Raw genomic sequence first — 20,471 nt, 5'->3', positions numbered from 1 at the left:
TCTATTTATTTCGCGCTTTATATTGTTTTACGGCGGCAGTAATTGCTGCAATCACCTGTGGCGAAGTCTTACTAGAACTTATAGGTTTAATTTCGTTGCGTTTAGGCTTTATTGGATCTGGATACGCTTCAGCAAACTTTGTTAAAAGTTTGATAGCAACAATTAGCATTGATAAGAATAGAAATACAACTACCATCCCTACCAACATAAGTATGCCAGCTTCAGCTAACAGCTCTGATACATTCATAAGTTTCACTACCCGGTTTATTATTTATGTTGATTGATACATCGTTTGAGAGCGACTGTTTTTATTATTTTATTCAGAGATGCAGATCAAACTTAGAGTATTAGCTCTTAAGTAACACAATATTGATTCTAATTGAAAGGAAATTTTCACAGTAACAGGTTAAATTTACCGCTAAACACCTACTTATCAGGGTAGATTAATATTGAATAAATAATAATTTAATTTGAATAAATAATAATTTAATTTGAATAGTTATTTAGAAAAATAATAAGTAATTGAAGATAAAAGAATAAATGTTAGATATTGGTATTTTTGGATGTATTGAATAAGATTTTATTTAGATTGGATTTGTTACTGAAGATTAAAAGAAAAGATATGGTGCGCTCGGGAGGATTCGAACCTCCGACCGCCTGGTTCGTAGCCAAGTACTCTATCCAGCTGAGCTACGAGCGCACAATAAGTCTTCTTTTCTGTGATGATGGTGCGCTCGGGAGGATTCGAACCTCCGACCGCCTGGTTCGTAGCCAAGTACTCTATCCAGCTGAGCTACGAGCGCACTTTAATCACAAAAACATTGAATGGCGGAGAGGGGGGGATTCGAACCCCCGATAGGGCTACAAACCCTATACTCCCTTAGCAGGGGAGCGCCTTCAGCCACTCGGCCACCTCTCCACTCAATGTGGTGCGTATAGTAATGATCTAAGAAAATATGTCAAATGAAATTGTTAATTAAATTGTTGATTGCTTTGAAAATGAACAATTATCACGTTATCGTTTAATATTTGTAACATTGTGGCTTAAATTCATAGATCTTAAAAATAAAAAAACCGGCTTAACGCCGGTTTATCGCTATTCAGCTTCAGAGGGTTGACCGCCCTTCTCCGCTTGAATTCGCATGTATATCTCTTCACGATGAACTGCTACTTCTTTAGGAGCATTAACACCAATTCTTACTTGGTTGCCCTTTACACCTAAAACTGTAACTGTAACTTCATCACCGACCATTAACGTTTCACCAACACGACGAGTTAGTATAAGCATTATTAGCTCCTTTTATGCCATTTGCTTATAATTAGCTTAATAAAAAGCTCCATTTCCGACTAAGTCGAAGTAAACATTCTACCTAGACTCAAAGGATCTTACAATTTTTGCATTAATTTTAATCGCACAACTGTAATACTTTGTAGACTACTCTCCTTAGACTTAGTTCAATCATAGCAACAGATTTCTAACATGCCTATTATCGGATGAAGATAATTCAGGTGTAGGTGAATATTTAACCTAAACAAACAAAAATGCCGACATAACGTCGGCATTTTATAGATCTGTGTTTTTACTGTTGTTTGAGGTTACCATAACCCATTAACAGTGACCCCGATGCTTTGCATCTCATTGTCAGCTATAAATGCATTTCTATATTCAAGCAATATTAATACTCTGCTCTCTTCTGATACTGGAATACCATAACCAGCACCTAAAAGAACTGACATTCCGCTACCAAATTCATACTCACTTTCACTTGTACCAAAGTCGTTTTTTGCATAAGAAACCGTTCTACTTGCCTCGCTATAACCGATATCCGTGCGATAAAACAGACCGTCACCAATTTCACTACCATAAAAATTCATATAGCTGAAAGCCAACATGGTGTCGTTATAAGTGATGTCTTCAATATACAAACTATCTGCCGTGAAAGTTGATGTAGCACCGTGTGCAACAAAGCCATATATACTATTGTTATCGATTGGAAAATAAAAACCAAATGCATTTAAATGTGTACCACCTACACTGGCATCTTCTTGGCTTAATATTTCAATTTCAGTACCTCGGTCGCCTGAATATGAAATGTTTGATACTCCGGCTCCCCAGAATGTATACCAAGACTCAACCTCAGCTTGAGCTAAGGTTGATGTTAAATACAAAGATATGACTAAAGTTTTAGTTATTGATTTCACAGGTAATTCCTTTAATGATTGTGAATAATAGCGATGAATGCAGTTTACTTTATTTTTTTTAAAAACGTTATAAATAAAGCAGACACAAAAATGCCGACATAACGTCGGCATTTTTTAATTCAAGGATGAATTAATATCAAAGGTACAAAGATGTAATCCCTTTAATTCAATTCAAATAAGAAAAATTACTTTTTCTTTTTCGCTTTAGGATTTGGTAAATCCGTAATTGAACCTTCATACATTTCTGCAGCAAGACCAATTGACTCGTTAAGCGTTGGGTGAGCATGGATAGTTAATGCGATATCTTCCGCATCAGCGCCCATCTCAATAGCTAAACCGATTTCACCTAGCATCTCACCAGCATTGATACCTACAATAGCGCCACCTAAGATACGGTGCGTTTCTTTATCAAAGATTAACTTTGTGAAACCTTCAGTACGAGCAGAAGCAATTGCACGGCCAGAAGCTGCCCAAGGGAACTTAGCAGACTCAACTTTTAAGCCTTGTTCTTTTGCTTCTTTTTCAGTAATACCAACCCAAGCCATTTCTGGATCAGTGTAGGCAATAGAAGGAATAGCTTGAGGTTCAAAGAAGTGTTTTTGACCAGAGATAACTTCAGCCGCAACATGTGCTTCATGAACTGCTTTATGAGCCAACATAGGTTGACCAACAACATCACCGATTGCAAAAATGTGATTTACGTTAGTACGTAATTGATTATCAACATTAATGAAACCACGTTCATCAACAGTAACGCCCGCTTTAGTTGCGTCCATTAAGTTACCGTTTGGCTTACGACCAACTGCAACTAATATTTTGTCATAACGTACAGGTTCAGCAGGTGCTTTTTTACCTTCAAACGTGACATATAAACCGTCTTTTTTAGCTTCAACGGCTACAACTTTCGTTGATAACATAATGTTGAAACGGTCTTTATTGTATTTAGAATAAACTTGCACAAGGTCTTTGTCAGCAGCAGGTACAAGTTGGTCTAAGAATTCAACAACAGAAACTTTAGATCCTAATGCAGCATAAACAGTTCCCATCTCAAGACCGATGATACCACCACCTAGTACTAACATTTCACCAGGAATATCTTTAAGTTCTAATGCACCAGTTGAGTCAATTACACGGTCATCTTCAGGAATAAATGGAAGATTTACCGGTTCAGAACCCGCTGCAATAATTGCATTATCAAAGGTAATTGTTGTATCGCCATCAGCGCCATTTACTACTAGCGTGTTGCTACCAGTAAATTTACCGAAACCGTTAACAACTTTAACTTTACGCATTTTAGACATTCCGTCTAAACCGTTAGTTAGTTGTGCAACAACGCTATCTTTCCAAGAGCGGATCTTATCAAGATCAATTTTTGGTGCACCAAATGTTACACCGTGAGATGCCATATCTTTTGCATCATCAATAACTTTTGCTACATGTAATAATGCTTTAGATGGGATACAACCAACATTTAGACAAACGCCGCCTAATGTTGCGCGCTTCTCAACTAATACTACGTCTAACCCTAAATCAGCTGCACGGTATGCAGCAGAGTAACCACCCGGACCAGCACCAAGAACCACAACTTGAGTTTTGATATCGTTGCTCATAATTAACCTCTATTCACTTGTATGGTGACGGAATGAAGGCCTTTCATTCCATTTCTAATAAGGTAAACAAACGAATATTCGTTTGCTCGAAATTTTGTTGAGTTTATCACTCAAAAAATAGAAAGTCCTGCAACTGCAAGACTTTCTTATGATTTTATAAAAGTTTTATAAACAACCTTATAAAACCAGTTTACGTATATCTGATAACACACTTGCCAAATGCACAGTAAAGCGAGCCGCTAATGCGCCGTCGATTACTCTGTGATCGTATGACAATGACAGTGGTAACATCAGTTTAGGTTCAAAATCAGAACCGTTCCATTTAGGTTTCATTTCTGATTTAGACACACCTAAAATACCAACTTCTGGTGAATTAACAATAGGGGTAAACGCGGTTCCGCCGATACCACCAAGACTCGAGATAGTGAAACAACCACCTTGCATGTCTCTTGCTGTTAATTTTCCATCACGAGCTTTTTTAGATATTTCCATCAACTCACGTGAAATTTCGTTAACGCCTTTTTTATCAACATCACGTACAACAGGAACAACAAGGCCATTTGGCGTGTCGACTGCGATACCTATGTGGATATACTTCTTCATTATCAGGCTTTCACCATCTAAGCTTAAAGACGAACTAAATTGTGGGTAAGCTGCAAGAGCAGATGCCGCAGCTTTCATAATGAAAACTAATGGCGTGATCTTAAGATCTGATTTTTGCTTAGCTAACGTCGCATTTTGCTCTTTACGGAACACTTCTAAAGACGTGATATCAGCTTCATCAAATTGTGTAACATGTGGAATCGTTACCCAGTTACGATGAAGGTTTGGACCAGAGATCTTTTGAATACGAGTTAACGGTACTTCTTCAACTTCACCAAATTTAGAGAAATCTACTTTAGGTTGAGCAAGAACTTGTAAACCACCTTCACCAGCTGCAACACTAGAGTTAGCAGTTGCTTTAGGGCGTGACAATTCATATTTAACAAACGATTTAACATCTTCCGCTAAAATACGACCTTTACGACCAGAACCAGTAACTTTGTTTAAATCTACGCCAAACTCACTTGCTAAACGTCTTACTGACGGAGTCGCGTGAATATTCTTACCTGATGCAGAGCCACCAGCTTGTGATGGATGAGCTTGCACAACCGGTGGTGCTTTTTTCGCAGGTGCTGAAACAACCGGAGCTGCAACTGGTTCCGGAGCGGTAGCTGCGGCTACAGGAGCACTAGATACAGTCTCAATTGTTGCAATAATAGAACCTGTTGAAACTTTGCCGCCATTCTCAATCTTTAACGATTTGATAACACCAGCAAATGGTGCCGGAACGTCCATGGTTGCTTTGTCAGTTTCTAATGTGATCAAACCTTGTTCAGCTTCAACCGTGTCGCCAACCGCAACGAGAATATCAATAACATCAACTTCATCGTCAGTGCCAATATCTGGAACTTCAACATCTTTAACTTCTGATGTTGCAGCTGCCGCTACTGGAGCTGGAGCCGCTGCAGGAGCAGCTTCAACCGCTGGTGCAGGCGCTGCACTTGCAACTGGAGCATCAGCTTGCGCTGCGCCAGTTTCAAGTAATAAAACAAGTGAACCTTGTCCAACTTTGCCACCAACAGCTACTTTAATTTCTTTAACAACACCGTCTTCTGGACATGGAACATCCATCGTTGCTTTATCAGTTTCTAAGGTGATTAAACCATCTTCTTTAGAAACAGAATCACCAACAGCAACTAAAATGTCGATAATATCAACTTCGTCGTCAGTACCAATATCTGGCACTGTCACTTCGATAGTTGATACGGCACCCGTAGTTGCTGCAGCTGGAGCCGCCTCAACTTTAGCTTCTGCAACTGGTGCAGGAGCTGCTACTGGAGCGCTTTCAACAACAGGAGCAGCTTCAGTAGCTAAACCTGCGGCCTCAATCACAATTAATAAACTGCCTTCAGAAATCTTGTCGCCCAAGGCAACTTTAATTTCTTTAACTGTGCCAGAGAAAGGTGCTGGAATATCCATAGATGCTTTATCACTTTCAACTGTGACAATAGAATCTTCTTCCGAAATTGTATCGCCTACGGCAACACAAACTTCAATTACTTCTACTTCGTCGCCGCCAACGTCTGGGACTAGGATGTCTTTTAATTCAGCCATCTTGTTATTCTCCTAAACCGCTGATTATGCGTAAAGTGGGTTAAGTTTCTCAGCATCAATACCTAAATCGGCAATTGCTTGAGTAACGACAGATGCTTTTATATCACCGCTACGTGCTAACTCGCTAAGAGCAGCAATAACTACGTAGTTATGGTCAACTTCAAAGTGACGACGTAAATTTTCACGGCTGTCTGAACGACCAAAACCATCTGTACCAAGTACACGGTAAGGCGCTGGAACATACGCACGAATTTGATCGGCATAGCTCTTAATGTAATCCGTTGCTGCGATAACAGGGCCTGAACCTTGTTCTAACAACTCAGTTACATAGGCTTTTTGTACTGGCGCTTCAGGGTTTAACATGTTGAAACGATCAACATCTTGGCCTTCACGAGCAAGTTCGTTAAACGATGGAGTACTGAATACTTCAGCAGATACACCATATTTTTCAGCTAATATTTCAGCCGCTTTACGTACTTGTAATAAAATAGTACCTGAACCTAGAAGACGTACGTTCGCTTTACCTTTTTTGGCTTTTACTTCATCAAGTTTATAAATACCTCTGATGATGCCCTCTTCAACGCCTTCTGGTATTGCAGGTTGAACGTAGTTTTCGTTCATTACGGTTAGGTAATAGAATACGTTTTCATTGTCACCGTACATACGACGCATGCCGTCTTGTACGATTACCGCAAGTTCATAACCATACGTTGGGTCATACGTTACACAGTTTGGTACCGTACCAAAATGAGAATGTGAATGACCATCTTGGTGTTGTAAACCTTCACCATTAAGCGTTGTACGACCTGCAGTACCACCGACTAGGAAACCACGAGCTTGTGAGTCACCAGCAGCCCAAACCATGTCACCTACACGTTGGAAACCAAACATTGAGTAGTAGATGTAGAATGGGATCATAGGTTCGTTGTTGTTTGAGTATGACGTTGCCGCAGCAAGCCAATCAGACATCGCACCTAGTTCGTTAATACCTTCTTGTAAAACTTGACCTTTAGTATCTTCACGATAATAAGCTACTTGGTCAGCATCTTGAGGTGTATATTTTTGGCCACCGTGAGCATAAATCCCCACTTGACGGAATAAACCTTCAAGACCAAATGTACGCGCTTCATCAGGGATGATAGGAACAATACGTTTACCAATTTTCTTATCTTTGATAACCGCAGATAAAATACGACCAAACGCCATAGTGGTAGATATTTCACGACCATTAGAACCTTTAGTGATTGCTTCAAATGCTTTCAGGTCTGGCATTTCCATTTCTACGTCTGAGTTACGACGACGAGCTGGTAAATAACCACCTAATGCTTCACGACGACCATGCATGTAGTTGTATTCTTCACTTCCCTCAGGGAAAGTTACATACGGTACGCTTGGTAAATCTTCATCAGAAATTTGTAGATTATGACGGTCGCGGTATGCTTTTAGTGCATCCAAGTCCATCTTTTTAACACCGTGAGCAATGTTCTTACCTTCACCAGCGTCACCCATGCCGTAACCTTTAACAGTCTTAGCTAAGATAACTTGTGGGCGGCCTTTAGTATTTTTAGCACGTTCGTATGCAGCATAAACTTTAACTGGATCATGACCACCACGGTTTAAACGCCAAATGTCATCGTCTGACATGTTAGCAACCATAGCTGCAGTTTCAGGTGTTTTACCAAAGAAGTTATCACGAGTGAACTTGCCACCTTTGGCTTTATAGTTCTGGTATTCACCGTCTACAGTGCTTTCCATGATCTCTAATAACTTGCCATCTTTGTCACGTGAAATTAATGGATCCCAGTAAGAGCCCCAAATAACTTTAATTACTTCCCAGCCTGCGCCACGGAATGTGCCTTCAAGCTCTTGAATAATGCTGCCATTACCACGAACTGGACCGTCAAGACGTTGTAAGTTACAGTTGATAATGAAGGTTAAGTTATCTAAACCTTCACGTGCTGCTAAACCAATTGCACCTAATGATTCTGGCTCATCACACTCGCCATCGCCCATAAAGCAATATACGCGTTGATCTGAACAGTCTTTAATACCACGGTCTGTTAAGTATTTTAAGAAACGAGCTTGGTAAATTGCAGCAATTGGACCTAAGCCCATAGATACTGTTGGGAACTGCCAAAAATCAGGCATCAATTTAGGATGAGGGTAAGACGATAAACCGTCAGAATCAGATTCTTGACGGAAGTTATCTAACTGTTCTTCAGTTAAACGGCCTTCAACAAATGCACGAGAATAAATCCCTGGAGATACGTGACCTTGAATATATAAAAAGTCACCGCCTTTGTTGTCTTTATCCGCTTTAAAGAAGTGGTTAAAACCTACATCGTATAACATGGCAGAAGAAGCGAACGATGAAATATGTCCACCAAGTTCCAAATCTTTTTTAGAGCCACGTACTACCATAGCTAATGCGTTCCAGCGAATAGCTGAACGTATTTTAGCTTCAATAGTACGATCGCCAGGCATTTGAGGTTCTTGACCTGCTGGGATAGTGTTTAAGTATGCCGTTGTGGCGGTATACGGTAAGTGCGCGCCATTACGACGAGCCTTATCAATAAGTGCTTCAAGAATACTATGAGCACGTTCAACACCATCGCTTTCAAGGACTGCTTCCAAAGATTCAAGCCATTCTTGAGTTTCTTGTGGATCAATGTCTTGATTTAGATTTAGGTTCTCTGACATGTTTCAGGTTCCTACTGTTTGTTATTAAAAGAGTGTATTGCCCAACTGAAATTATTTCAGTGAACATCATTATAGTCAGTAATTAATAAAGCTAGCGTTTTGGGCTACTTAATAAACGGCGTACTGACCCTTGTAATTTATTGTTATCTTGATCTAACGCCAACAACGACTTTTCGATATAAGCTAAGTGTCGTCTATTGGCTTGTCTCGCTTGCTCTGGTTCACCATTAACTATGGTTTCCATTAATTCCGTTCTATGCAAGTTCAACTGTTGACGAATCTCATTGTGACTTTGAAAAACGACTAAATTTTCTTTTACATTATGAATTAACAAGTCTTTAAGACCTCTTAATAAATGTAACAACATTACATTATGAGATGCGTCGGCAATGGCTAAGTAAAACTTAACAACCGCGGCGGCAACTAGATCCAAATCTTCTGAGTCAGCTAACTGCTCTATCGACAAAAATGCATGACGAATATCGTCAAATTCAGATGGTGTTCCTCTTAGTGCTGCGTAATAAGAAGTTACACCTTCTAATGCAAACCTAAACTCTAATAAGTCATAGTGAGAGTCTGGGCTATTTGCTAATAGTTCAAACAAAGGTTCTGCAAACGGGTCATTTAACTTTTTAGTTACAAAAGTTCCATCACCTTGTTTACGAGTTACTAACCCTTGTGCTTCTAGTTTTTTTATCGCATCACGAACTGAAGGACGTGATACACCATAATCTAATGCCAAGTCACGCTCTGACGCGAGCTTTCCACCAGCAGGTAAAGAGCCGTCTAAGATCAACTTTTCAAGTCGCTCGGCAACTTGATCTGATACTTTTTGAGTAGTGACTTTCACAGTAATTTAACGATTCCTTACACAATGGTAAATTGGTCTTACCATTAATCGAGAGCGAGAGTAGCAAGCAAAACGTGATTTGTAAATATCAAGGTGACTGGCTAGACCACTAATAAAACAACTCTTTAACTTTGTTTACATATTGTATTTATAATATTTCGGTAAAAATATTATCCAGCTTCAATAGCTAAATCACCTGACCATACAAAGTTAATAAGGCAACAACGACTAAAAACAATCCCATATTTCGTTTAGTTAAACGAACCATATGTTCTGCATTGTTTCCGTCTGCAAAATCGGTATTTGTATCCGACTCCATAGCGACCTGACACAACATTTCTTTTGATGACTTAGAAAAGTTAACCGCGTACTTCAACCAAGTTTCTAAACCATTAGTAAAGTTACCTACCACCATAAAGCCTAAACTCACTAAGCGAGAAGGTAGCCAATAAGACCATTCCAACCAAAGTTCTAATTCTTTTTTATTATGAGCATCACAGTTTTCTAATTCTTCCCCCTGTTTAATACCTTTAAACTCAACTAAATACAGTAAGGTTGAATAGAAGACGACACCAGCTATTCCCAATACAACAAAATAGAAAATAGGAACGGCGTAATATCTGAAGTTAATCCAAATTAATGTTTCGCCTAATGTTTCTTGTCTTGCTTCATTTGCTATTGCGTCACCTGATTGAGCTTCGTCGCCTAAGTCTGATGCTTGTTCAGGCTTAGCCTCTGGTTCTTCAATAATAGTTGGCTCTTGTGCTAATTGGCTGTGCAATACTAACTGAGCTTCACGATCACCGCGTCCTGCGGCATTAAGGTATTGACGGTATAACGCTCTCGATTGAGGATTACCCAAACAAATTGCCAAGCCTAATAAACTAACAATAAAAGTAATTAAACCACTGTTTAATAAGTACAAGGCTAGATAAAGGATCACTGCGGGCGCGGAAATAAATAAGAATAACGAGATTTTACTGGCTTTGATCTTCGAATATCGAGTCAAAGCAATAGATATGTAATAGTTAAGGTAGGTCTGAACTTGCCAATGAGCTGCACGTAAACCGACTCGTTCGGTGATTAGAACTAACAACAAAACAATAAGTGTCATAATATTTCCAAAAAGTTAACTCTGTTAAAACAATATATATTATTTAGCTAAATTAAGGGCTGTTTATATCGAGCCCAGTCAAAACTAGATCCGGGGTCAGTTTTACGCCCAGGTGCTATGTCACAATGCCCTACAATATTATCTATCACAATGCCTGGATAGAGTAGTTGAATTTGCTGAGAAACACTATGCAATGCTTCATATTGTAAGTCGGTATAAGGTAATACATCAGTACCTTGTAACTCAATACCAATAGAAAAGTCATTGCAACGTTGCTTACCATTAAACTCACTAACGCCAGCATGCCAAGCGCGCTTATTTAATGGAACAAACTGAATGACTTGGCCTGTTCTTTTAATATATAAATGAGCCGACACTCTTAACTGTGCAATTGATGCAAAATACGGATGTTGCTTAGAGTCCAATTGCCCAGTAAAAAACTGCTCAACATTATTATTCGTAAAATCATCTTCAGTTTCTGCCGGAGGCAAGCTGATATTGTGAATGACTAATAGGTCGATATTATTACCAGCCTCACCTTCTCTGTCATCATAGTGTGTGGTCTCGCACCTTGTCACTTTGTCTAACCAAACATCTTGTGTGGTTAAATCTGCTGACAATTTATTGTTTTGATTCGGCATCAATAATATTTCTCATGGTTTGTAATAGCGTGAAAATATGCGCGTTAACATCTGACCAAAATAAGTCAGTATCTTTCTTATCTACACAAAAATTTTCAACTTCTTCTGCCAAGTTAGTAAGCACCATAAAACCATAACTACCGGCGGTACCTTTTATCTTATGCAGTTCGGCTCTAAGACCAAGTAAATCTTTCATCGTTAAGTGAGTCGAGATTAGCTGACTTTGCTCTGGAAGTTGTGACACATAATCTTGTTTAAGCAGTTCTAACTTTTCTTCCAGTATATTAGTGTAATCTACTTCTTTAACACCGCTCAAGGCTGAATGAATAATAGCGATAAACTCTTTTCTAACTATAGGTTTAGCTATGGTTCCAGTACAACCCGCTTCTAGGTGTCGCTGTAGGTCTTCTTTCATAACATTTGCGGTTAGTGCATAAATGGGCACATCTATACCAGCCTGGCGTAATAAACTAGTTGCTTCCACCCCGCCCATTATTGGCATTTGCATATCCATAAGGATTAAGTCGAATTCATCAGATAAGGCCTTTTCTACCGCTTCTTCCCCGTTGCTTACAATTTCGTACTCGACCGATAACGAGTCTAATAATAATTTAAACAAATATTGATTATCTTCAACATCTTCTGCAACAAGTACACGGCCAGTGACGTTCTTGCCTATAATGCTTTCTTTCTCTTTATCAGCAATAAAACCAAAGACTTGTCCTTGGTCTTGAGCTAAGTCCATTAGTGAATTAATTAACACTAGGTCTAGTTCATTATCATCTGCTGCTAGATTAATCTTTAAGACAAATTCACTGCCCTTGCCAACTTCACTGGTAACACTAATGTCGCCACCTAACAGCTTGGCTAAGTTTTTAGAAATAACTAAGCCCAACCCGGTTCCACCAAAACGCCGAGAAATACTCACATCAGCTTGCATAAATGGTTGGAATAATGACTGAGTGATTTCTTCATTCATGCCTACGCCAGTATCTGTCACGGTAACTTCTAATTTTGATTCAGCGGCCAAGTACTTAACATCTATGCCAATGGCACCGGCTTTGGTAAATTTGATTGCATTACTGGCTAGATTCAACAGAATTTGTTTTAAACGGGTACTGTCGGTTCTTATATAACGAGGGATTGGATAAATATAATTGAATTTGAAATCTAAATGTTTATCCGACGCTTGAGTCGACAATAAGCTTACTACGTCATTAAACAGTTCAAATAAATCAACTTGAGTAACTTCAACCTCTAATTTATCAGCTTCAATTTTTGACACGTCCAGTACGTTGTTAATAAGTGCTAACAAATGTTTGCCACTAATTAAAACACGTCCTAATAAATCTAATTGATGTGAGCCTCTTGGTGAGTCAGCAATAACTTGCTCGGTAAAACCTAAAATAGCCGTTAGTGGCGTTCTTATTTCATGGCTCATATTCGCCACAAATGCGCTCTTTAATTCACTTGCTTGTTCAGATGTTACTTTGGCTTTTTCCAGGGCGATATTGGACTTTTCAAGGGCTTTATTGGTGGCTTGTAATTCTTCTGTTCTTTCTTTTACTTTATATTCTAATCGTAAACGACCATCTCGTTCTTTTTCTCGGTAAACCACAAGTTGACGAACCATGACGTTAAATGCTGAAAATAATTCACTAAATTCATCTTCACTGTCCGTGGTCAGTTTTATGTCGAACTTGCCTTGTGCTACTTTTTTCTTAGCATCTGCTAATTTTTTTATCTGTGATATCACTAGATGTTGCGTGCTGTAATACACCAAAATGGTGCTAGTGATTATCGTAAGTAAAAAAATTACAGAAGCAATGAGAGTAATCTCAGTTTTACTTTCTATCACATACTTTTTGTCTTGACCGTATAAGAACAGATATTGGCCTGACATTTTCTTACCAGAAAAAAAGATATGGTTTGAGCCAAGCTTAAATGTAGCAGATTGATTAAACTGCGTGACGTTGCGCAGTTTTCTAAAAATATCACGAGGGATTGTGGTTCCCATCTCACCTTCTGGATAACTAAATAATAAATTTCCGACCAAATCACTGATCATAAATTTGTCACCGTTTTCTTTAACCAGTTTTAATTTATCTTCCCATGCAGGTTTAAAAACAATATTCACAAAACCTAAAGTAGTTGAGTTGTTACGGGTGTCTAATTTTATAATAGGTTGCTGAATACCAATAAGAGGATTAGCACTGCCAGATGAGGTTATAAGGTGCCACTGCATTTTATTTAACAGGGGTAACTTGTTGATTAAAGGACTTACCGCTTCATTTACTAAACTTTGAGTAACAAGCTTACCATCATGACGAATTAACGTGAGTTGGCTTACGCCTGAATATACTTGTGAAAACTTGATAAACTCAGCGTTTACATCATTCATCACATCAGTGCTTGTTTTGCTCGATAAGGCATCTGAAAATTGTTTATTACTAGCAAGAAATTCAACAGCCGATTTAATATCATTGATATATAAATTAACCTGATTAACTCTATATTTAATATCCGATTTTAGCTTAACTTCTTCCAGTTTATCTTGTGCATTTAAAGAATACTTATAAGCAAAAACACCCAGCACAATTATAGGTATTAAGATTAAAGGTAGTATTAGTAAAAGTATTTTTTGCTGTAAACGCATTGTTAAATGCAAATTCCTATTTATTTACCTATTTATTCACTCATTGTTAAACGTATAGATAATTATTTTAATTACTGGGTAGAGTCAGATTTTATCGGCCACTAATACGATTAGCTTTAAATATTGTCATAGAGGGTTTCTATCCAACGCTTCTCAGTGATAAAACTCCAATCCCAAGCTTTCCATTGTTCGCCTAAACCCGCATCAACTAATTGTTGTTTTGACATACCTGCTTGTTTTTTAGTTTGCACAATTGCTTTAGTCGCTTTTATCATTTCAACGAAACTTTTGAAGCCATTTTTGTCGGTTAATTTGCCATGACCTGGAATAATTTGCGCGTCATCGTTAATTTGTGTCACTAACGAGTCTAAGTTTTGAATATAACCTTCTACACTGCCACCGCTTTTAACATCTATATAAGGAAAGCGTGATTCAAAAAACAAGTCGCCTAAGTGCCACACATTCGCTTTTTCAAAAAACACGACTGAATCGCCGTCGGTATGCCCTGCGGCTAAATGTTTAACATGAATGCGTTCTTGATTTAGATGAAGTTTAACACCTTGTGCATACGTAATAACTGGCAGGCCTATGTCTTTACTATTAACGGACATACGTTTTCTAACGTTTTCGTGGGCTAAGATACTTGCTGACTTAGCAAAGTAGTTATTAGAGCCTGAGTGATCTCCGTGATAGTGAGTATTCACAATATAGTTGATTTTTTGCTTTTTATTATCAGTAACCGTTAATAACGCTTTTTCAATTTTTGGCGCTAAAGGCTCAAACTGATCATCAATCATTAATGTACCGTCATCACCCACTAATACACCGATATTGCCACCAGCACCATAGAGCACATACACATTTTCATTCACGTGTTTTACTTCAATTTGAACGTCTTTAAACCTGTCATCGGCAACGCTACTGGCACTAAAAAAAACAAATAACAAAATATATAAATAAGTGGTTTTCATAACAGGTCGCATCTTATTGAAAGTAATAGTTTTACTACTATAGATGTTTTAGAACTAACTACCAATTATTAATGACTCAGATAGAAAAATAGGGAGCGTAACTCAAGTGCTAGTTACCTTTGTTGGTAGTTTAATTAACTAGCTACAAAAAAGGCCATACTAAATGTATGACCTTATTGGTTAGAACAGAGCAAAATAGTTAAAACCGTTAACTAAAGAGCACAGTTTTATTTAATCTGCCGAATCTATAAACGCACCAAACAAGGCACTTATTGGTGCCGCCGATGGTTTACCGTGCTGCCAATCGCCACCTTCAACACCACTGCCGGCAATGTCGATATGGATATACGGTAATGGGTCAGCATCATTCACATCGTGTTTATCTAATCCAGAGACAATAGATAAGAATGCCATTGGGAATTGATGTCCTCTGGCAGTAACCGCTGACGGTCCATTATTCGATGATAATAAGTCATCCGCTTTAGTACGCGGCTGCACAAATTCATAATCTTCACGACGTGAACGCGATGTTTCACAAGGGTCAGCTAATAAGTCACCTTGTTCAACAAGCAATTCGCCATAACCATTAGCTTTAGATACGCCATTTTCTACTAACGCGGTATAAGGTCCAACCGAACGAGCTGCATGGCCCGTTAATGTTGCTACGGTAAATAACACAGGGTTAACTTCATCAAGTGCTTCTTCACGTAGTTTTGATAATAAGTCAGCCATCACTAACCTACCCTCGGCATCTGTATTACCAATTCTTACGCGTATGCCTGAATGACCTGTGATGATCTCGTCTGATACAAATGCCTCTGCACCAATACTGTTTCTTACCGCTGCAATTTCGGCAACCACTTTTATACCAAGAGGAGCAAGTTCAGCCACAGTTTTCATAAATCCAGCAACCGCTGCAGCACCACCTTTATCTCGGCTCATACCAGCCATGTGCCCGCCAGTTTTTAAATCTGCGCCGCCAGTGTCATAAACAATACCTTTACCAACGAGCATTAATGTTTTATTGATTTCACCAGGTGGAGTGTATTCCAAACGTATCACTCGAGGCTGATGACGTTTTACTTCAATTGATGCTCTAGCAACCGCCCATAACAAAGGATATTCAGTTTCTAGTTCCGCCATATCATCGGTAACTGTTACTTTTACATCGGTTCTATCAAATGCTTCTACACAATATTCAGCAAATTGTGGCGGTGCCATTCTTTCCGGTTCAGTACCGCATAAGTCACGAGCAACATATCGTCCACTTTCCAATGCCGCTGCATTAGAACCATTTAAGTTACTGCTAACAACACCAAGGATAGAGATAGGTTCGATTAAATCACCAAATGCTTCTCGGGCTTCCAAAGGCTGCCACAATGCTTGAGAAAAACCTAAGTACGACACCATCTCGGCATTTTTATACGCAGGTTTATCATTACCTAATATGACAAGTAATGGTTTCTTAGCTCCCATTGTTAAGACTAATGAAGCGGCTTTTTTAGCGGCATCATAATAACTACGCACATCATCAAAATAACGATTGGTTTGGCCAATAGGAGCAAGAATGACTCGTGTTTGGTTTACATCTTCCGATATAAAACTGGTTAACTCTTTATTTATGCGTGAGTCAAACTCCGCTTGTTTAATAATAATTTCATTTAATGGCTCTGGTAAGACATTAATAAAGCTTTCGCCTATGACAACTAGTGCATCCCAGGATTTATCAGCAAGTGCTGTGGTTAAATTAGAAATTATCATTGGAGTTGGGTAAGACATGTATTCTCTCTTAATATTTGTACTCGGCACTTTTAATAGAAGTACCAATTCTAAATGCAAAAAGACGGTTTATGTCTTTAATTACAGATTATACGTAAGCTTTGTAGTATTGGGATTTCAATCTGTTTTTACAAGTCCTAAGCACTACTCGCTTGCTCGAATAATTGCATTTGTTGTATCGCTTCTTTGCCATAGCCAACCCCTATACCAATCAATCTGATTTTATGGACAGGACGTTGCTTTGCTAATTCAACTAACATCTCATGACACAAATCTAAGTTAAAATGGCCATGCTGAGTTTCTTTGGTCTTACTAATAAAGTCATCGAACTTTAATTTAACCTGTAATTTAGTTATCGGTTTATTTTCTTTTTCCAATCTAGCATGAAGTCGGATAGATAATTTATCTAACAATTCAGCATTAACTTGCTCAATTTTAATATCCTGTTCAAATGTAGTTTCTACTGAAGTCGTCTTGGCTTCTCGATGATTACACACCTGACGCTCATCAATTCCTCGTACACGATTAAATAAACTCACCCCCATCTTGCCAAACTTTTGCCCTAACTCTGTAATAGTAAAAGGTTCTAAATCAATGCAATTTTCAATACCAAAGTCTTTGAGCTTTTGTTGCATGACTTTACCTACACCGGGAATGGCTTTAACTGGAAGTTTTTGTACAAACTCAATTACTTTATGCGGAGGAACAACACACATCCCATTAGGCTTATTAAAATCAGATGCTACTTTGGCAATAAACTTATTTACCGACACACCTGCAGAAGCGGTTAGTCCAGTCTGTTTAAAAATTTCATTTAAAATATCTTGCGCAATTAAGGTTGCACTACCGCCAAATAGACTGCAATCCGACACATCTAAATATGCTTCATCCAGAGATAAAGGCTCAATTAAATCTGTGTATTGTCTAAATATGTCGCGGATTTGATTTGAAATTGATTTATACAACGACATTTGCATGGGGATAATTTGAAGTTCAGGGCACAATAACTTGGCTTTTCTGGATGACATGGCTGAACGAACGCCGTACTGTCGGGCTAGATAATTACTGGTACATAAAACGCCGCGTTCAGTGTCGCCACCTACCGCGATGGGTACGTTTTTTAGTTCAGGGTTTTCACGCATCTCGACGGCTGCGTAATAACAGTCCATATCTATGTGTATTATCTTTCTCATACCGCAACTGTATAAATAAACAGTCACTTTGGCAAATTATTTATTCTAAATTGGATCATTATTTCCTCAATCAATAACTATGGTTTACACTTACAGTCTCTATAGCCATTGAGGTGTGTAATGAAAGTTAAATTGTGGTTACCTATTTTCTGCTTATTTTGTAATTACGTTACGGCTAAACAAGAGAGCCCTATAACGGCAATCGGCTTTGCCTCTCACCCAGCTGTGGTTCAAAACTACCTAACGGTTGTCAAACAAGCTTATGCAAAAATTGGGATAAACCCAGATTTTATTCCCGTAAGTGATCGACGTTCTATAAAAATGTTAAATGATGGTCAGATAGATGGCCTAGTGATCCGTGCTAAAAACCTTCTTATTAAATACCCAGACTTTATTATTGTTCCGCCAATGTTAGGAGCTGCTGAAATAAGGTTGATTTGCCAACCAGAGTTAACCTGTGACAAGAACCTTCTTGACGATAGCAGTAAAATATTAGGCTTAGTGGCACAGGATGAGTACCACCAAGAATTATTAGGTGGGAAAGTTATTAATACTTACGAAGTGGTTGATTACCAACGCATGGAGAAAATGTTTCAGCAAAAAAAGTTAGACGTAATGATCATGGTATTCGACTTAAATACACAAGGTACACCATCACCTGAGTTAAATACTTACCGCTTACGTCAGATAGAAGGCTTTCACATTATTCATAAACGTTTTAGCTACTTAGTTCCTAAACTTGGTGAGGCAATACGCCAGTCTCTTGCTCAGCACACATTTATTCACTAATCCGCTTTATCAGTTAGTTATTGTCATAGGGCGCTATCCGCCACTATGATAACTAATATTGTAATTAAAGTGAATGTTGTTTTTTACCCGCTACCCAAGTTTCTAATACTTTAGTTTTCCAAATATCTTTTGCTTCAATAGTAAAGATATCCTGGTCAATTAAAATGAAGTCAGCCCACTTACCTTGCTCTAACCCACCTAGCGTTTTATCTTGATGTGCACCGTAAGCGGCGTCTAATGTAAACGCTTTAAAAGCTTGCTCTATTGTTAACGACTCTTCTTTAATCCAACCTTGCTCTGGCAGGTTTTTCCTGTCTTGTCTTGTTACCGCCGCATGTAAACCAAAGAATGGATTGGCTAACTCAACAGGAAAGTCAGAACCGGCAATAACTTTACTGCCTTGTTTTAAGAATGTCTGCCAAGCGTAAGCGCCTTTTAATCGTTGTGCACCTATACGGTCTTGTGCCATATTTTTATCTGATGTTGCGTGTGTTGGCTGCATAGATGGCAAAATATCTAACGCTTTGAATCTTGGAATATCTTCTAATTGGATCACTTGAGCATGTTCGATACGGTTACGTAGGTTTTTCGATGAAGCTTTGTTTTTAAATGCAAATTCAAATTCGTCTAGGGCAATTTTATTCGCTCTGTCGCCAATAGCGTGAATATTAATTTGAAAGTCGTAGTTAAATATAATTTTATATAGTTCACGTAAGCGGTCAGGTTTAGTCAGTAACAGTCCTGTATTTTTAGGATCGTCATGATAAGCCGACAACATAGCTGCGCCTCTACTGCCTAACGCCCCATCGCCGTATATCTTTACACTGCGGATAGAGAGCAATTCGTTATCATCGCTTATATAACCATGCTTCAACATTTCTTCAAGCTTATCGTCAGTTGCGGCTAACATGGCATACACACGAACTTTAAAGTTCTCAGCTTTGATTTGATCTTGTAAGAAATGATAAGTGTTATGATCGATACCCGCATCATGAACGCTGGTTATGCCTAAGCCTAACAAATGTTGATTTACTTTATTAAATGCAGCTAAACGCTCTGCATCTGTCTGTTTTGGTACATTTTCCCACAATAGGTTTTCAGCGTTATCAATTAAAATCCCCGTTGGCTCGCCTGTTTTATCTTTAACAATTTCGCCACCATCTGGTGAAATTGTATTACGAGTTATCCCAGCTAATGACATGGCTTTGGAATTTAACCAAACGGCGTGACCATCTACACGACCTAAAACAACTGGTTTATCGGCCACATATTCATCTAAATCTTTGGCTGTTGGGAATTCTTTACTTGGCCATAAAACTTGGTTCCAGCCTCGTCCTTTAATCCAATTTAATTCTGGGTTTGCTTTAGCGTATTGAGCCACTTTAAATGCAGTTTTTTGTTTTGATGCGATATCGCGTACATCCACTTGCAATAAATTAAACCCTAAACCTAAATAATGTCCATGACCATCTATAAGCCCAGGCAAAAGAGTTTTACCTTTGCCATCAATGACGAGAGCGTCTGGATAATTCTTTTGTAAATTAGCCCCCGTTGTTATTACTTTGCCATCTTCAAAAACGATGGCTGAAAATTCGGCTAACTGACCATTATTTAAATAGGTATAACCTTTCACGTTATGGACTAAGGTTGTTTGGGATAATGCAGAGGTTGAGATACTAGTTAAGCTAATTGCTAAGCTAAGTAAGAAGCTTTTTTGAATAATTTTAATGATGTTTAACGCCATGCTAAGATCTTAATTTTGAGTTCAAATTCAATCTTACGTTAAACAATTGCTTGTTGTATAACAAT

The 20,471-nt window shown here is 38.5% G+C and carries 15 protein-coding genes and 3 tRNA genes; 1 reads left to right on the top strand and 17 read right to left on the bottom strand.

Annotated features, from left to right (window positions below; genetic code table 11):
* Nucleotide 1: 1 nt before the first annotated feature.
* The 16 genes from BTO11_RS05990 to dinB form a co-directional block, all read right to left on the bottom strand.
* Entirely contained in the window at nucleotides 2–247 is a 246-nt protein-coding gene (locus BTO11_RS05990; protein ID WP_105051748.1) for an OadG family protein, read from the bottom strand.
* A 376-nt stretch (nucleotides 248–623) separates the two neighbouring features.
* A tRNA-Arg gene (locus BTO11_RS05985) sits at nucleotides 624–700 on the bottom strand.
* A gap of 26 nt (nucleotides 701–726) precedes the next feature.
* Nucleotides 727–803: transfer RNA gene (locus tag BTO11_RS05980), tRNA-Arg, on the bottom strand.
* 23 nt (nucleotides 804–826) lie between these two features.
* A tRNA-Ser gene (locus BTO11_RS05975) sits at nucleotides 827–919 on the bottom strand.
* A 177-nt stretch (nucleotides 920–1,096) separates the two neighbouring features.
* On the bottom strand, nucleotides 1,097–1,288 hold the full coding sequence (gene csrA, locus BTO11_RS05970) for a carbon storage regulator CsrA (RefSeq protein ID WP_105051747.1): 192 nt from the start codon (nucleotides 1,286–1,288) through the stop codon (nucleotides 1,097–1,099).
* 308 nt (nucleotides 1,289–1,596) lie between these two features.
* Nucleotides 1,597–2,202: a hypothetical protein gene (locus BTO11_RS05965; RefSeq protein ID WP_105051746.1), complete on the bottom strand. Its 606-nt coding sequence runs from the start codon at nucleotides 2,200–2,202 to the stop codon at nucleotides 1,597–1,599.
* Nucleotides 2,203–2,387: 185 nt separating this feature from the next.
* Nucleotides 2,388–3,812, bottom strand: a complete 1,425-nt coding sequence (lpdA, locus tag BTO11_RS05960; protein WP_105051745.1) for a dihydrolipoyl dehydrogenase — start codon at nucleotides 3,810–3,812, stop codon at nucleotides 2,388–2,390.
* A gap of 177 nt (nucleotides 3,813–3,989) precedes the next feature.
* Nucleotides 3,990–5,969, bottom strand: a complete 1,980-nt coding sequence (aceF, locus tag BTO11_RS05955; RefSeq protein WP_105051744.1) for a pyruvate dehydrogenase complex dihydrolipoyllysine-residue acetyltransferase — start codon at nucleotides 5,967–5,969, stop codon at nucleotides 3,990–3,992.
* 24 nt (nucleotides 5,970–5,993) lie between these two features.
* Complete coding sequence (gene aceE, locus BTO11_RS05950; protein ID WP_105051743.1) at nucleotides 5,994–8,669, bottom strand: pyruvate dehydrogenase (acetyl-transferring), homodimeric type; 2,676 nt, start codon at nucleotides 8,667–8,669, stop codon at nucleotides 5,994–5,996.
* Nucleotides 8,670–8,760: 91 nt separating this feature from the next.
* Nucleotides 8,761–9,519, bottom strand: coding sequence for a GntR family transcriptional regulator (locus BTO11_RS05945; RefSeq protein ID WP_229793342.1), 759 nt, complete (start codon nucleotides 9,517–9,519; stop codon nucleotides 8,761–8,763).
* A 187-nt stretch (nucleotides 9,520–9,706) separates the two neighbouring features.
* Entirely contained in the window at nucleotides 9,707–10,633 is a 927-nt protein-coding gene (gene ampE, locus BTO11_RS05940) for a regulatory signaling modulator protein AmpE (RefSeq protein WP_105051741.1), read from the bottom strand.
* 47 nt (nucleotides 10,634–10,680) lie between these two features.
* Nucleotides 10,681–11,283, bottom strand: coding sequence for a 1,6-anhydro-N-acetylmuramyl-L-alanine amidase AmpD (ampD, locus tag BTO11_RS05935; protein ID WP_373295199.1), 603 nt, complete (start codon nucleotides 11,281–11,283; stop codon nucleotides 10,681–10,683).
* The gene (locus BTO11_RS05930) at nucleotides 11,255–13,930 is read right to left on the bottom strand and encodes an ATP-binding protein (RefSeq protein ID WP_105051739.1); all 2,676 of its coding nucleotides are present in this window, start codon (nucleotides 13,928–13,930) and stop codon (nucleotides 11,255–11,257) included. Before BTO11_RS05930 ends, ampD begins: the two co-directional genes overlap by 29 nt.
* A 116-nt stretch (nucleotides 13,931–14,046) precedes the next feature.
* Complete coding sequence (locus tag BTO11_RS05925; RefSeq protein ID WP_229793343.1) at nucleotides 14,047–14,901, bottom strand: MBL fold metallo-hydrolase; 855 nt, start codon at nucleotides 14,899–14,901, stop codon at nucleotides 14,047–14,049.
* 231 nt (nucleotides 14,902–15,132) lie between these two features.
* A complete protein-coding gene (locus BTO11_RS05920) occupies nucleotides 15,133–16,680 on the bottom strand; it encodes a M17 family metallopeptidase (protein ID WP_105051737.1) in 1,548 nt (515 codons plus the stop codon).
* A 137-nt stretch (nucleotides 16,681–16,817) separates the two neighbouring features.
* Nucleotides 16,818–17,873 carry a DNA polymerase IV gene (gene dinB / locus BTO11_RS05915; protein WP_105051736.1) on the bottom strand — a complete coding sequence of 352 codons (1,056 nt, stop codon included), beginning with the start codon at nucleotides 17,871–17,873 and terminating at the stop codon, nucleotides 16,818–16,820.
* 120 nt (nucleotides 17,874–17,993) lie between these two features.
* Between dinB and BTO11_RS05910 the strand changes: the two genes are divergently transcribed.
* Nucleotides 17,994–18,662 (top strand): hypothetical protein, encoded by a 669-nt coding sequence (locus tag BTO11_RS05910; RefSeq protein WP_105051735.1) that lies wholly within the window; start codon nucleotides 17,994–17,996, stop codon nucleotides 18,660–18,662.
* Between the two features lie 64 nt (nucleotides 18,663–18,726).
* Here BTO11_RS05910 and BTO11_RS05905 read toward each other — a convergent pair whose 3' ends face one another.
* Nucleotides 18,727–20,406: an amidohydrolase gene (locus tag BTO11_RS05905; RefSeq protein WP_105051734.1), complete on the bottom strand. Its 1,680-nt coding sequence runs from the start codon at nucleotides 20,404–20,406 to the stop codon at nucleotides 18,727–18,729.
* Nucleotides 20,407–20,471: the final 65 nt, after the last annotated feature.

The sequence above is a fragment of the Psychrosphaera saromensis genome (assembly GCF_002954545.1).
In the GTDB taxonomy this organism is placed as follows: Bacteria; Pseudomonadota; Gammaproteobacteria; order Enterobacterales; family Alteromonadaceae; genus Psychrosphaera; species Psychrosphaera saromensis.
Note: the sequence above shows the minus strand (reverse complement) of the source record. Positions and strands in the feature narration are given on the sequence as shown.

Coding starts and splice junctions, on each gene's coding strand:
- csrA (WP_105051747.1), bottom strand. CDS start 1,288: ATGCTTATACTAACTCGTCGTGTTGGTGAAACGTTAATGGTCGGTGAT.
- BTO11_RS05910 (WP_105051735.1), top strand. CDS start 17,994: ATGAAAGTTAAATTGTGGTTACCTATTTTCTGCTTATTTTGTAATTAC.
- aceE (WP_105051743.1), bottom strand. CDS start 8,669: ATGTCAGAGAACCTAAATCTAAATCAAGACATTGATCCACAAGAAACT.
- BTO11_RS05990 (WP_105051748.1), bottom strand. CDS start 247: ATGAATGTATCAGAGCTGTTAGCTGAAGCTGGCATACTTATGTTGGTA.
- BTO11_RS05925 (WP_229793343.1), bottom strand. CDS start 14,901: ATGAAAACCACTTATTTATATATTTTGTTATTTGTTTTTTTTAGTGCC.
- dinB (WP_105051736.1), bottom strand. CDS start 17,873: ATGAGAAAGATAATACACATAGATATGGACTGTTATTACGCAGCCGTC.
- ampE (WP_105051741.1), bottom strand. CDS start 10,633: ATGACACTTATTGTTTTGTTGTTAGTTCTAATCACCGAACGAGTCGGT.
- BTO11_RS05930 (WP_105051739.1), bottom strand. CDS start 13,930: ATGCGTTTACAGCAAAAAATACTTTTACTAATACTACCTTTAATCTTA.
- lpdA (WP_105051745.1), bottom strand. CDS start 3,812: ATGAGCAACGATATCAAAACTCAAGTTGTGGTTCTTGGTGCTGGTCCG.
- BTO11_RS05905 (WP_105051734.1), bottom strand. CDS start 20,406: ATGGCGTTAAACATCATTAAAATTATTCAAAAAAGCTTCTTACTTAGC.
- BTO11_RS05920 (WP_105051737.1), bottom strand. CDS start 16,680: ATGTCTTACCCAACTCCAATGATAATTTCTAATTTAACCACAGCACTT.
- aceF (WP_105051744.1), bottom strand. CDS start 5,969: ATGGCTGAATTAAAAGACATCCTAGTCCCAGACGTTGGCGGCGACGAA.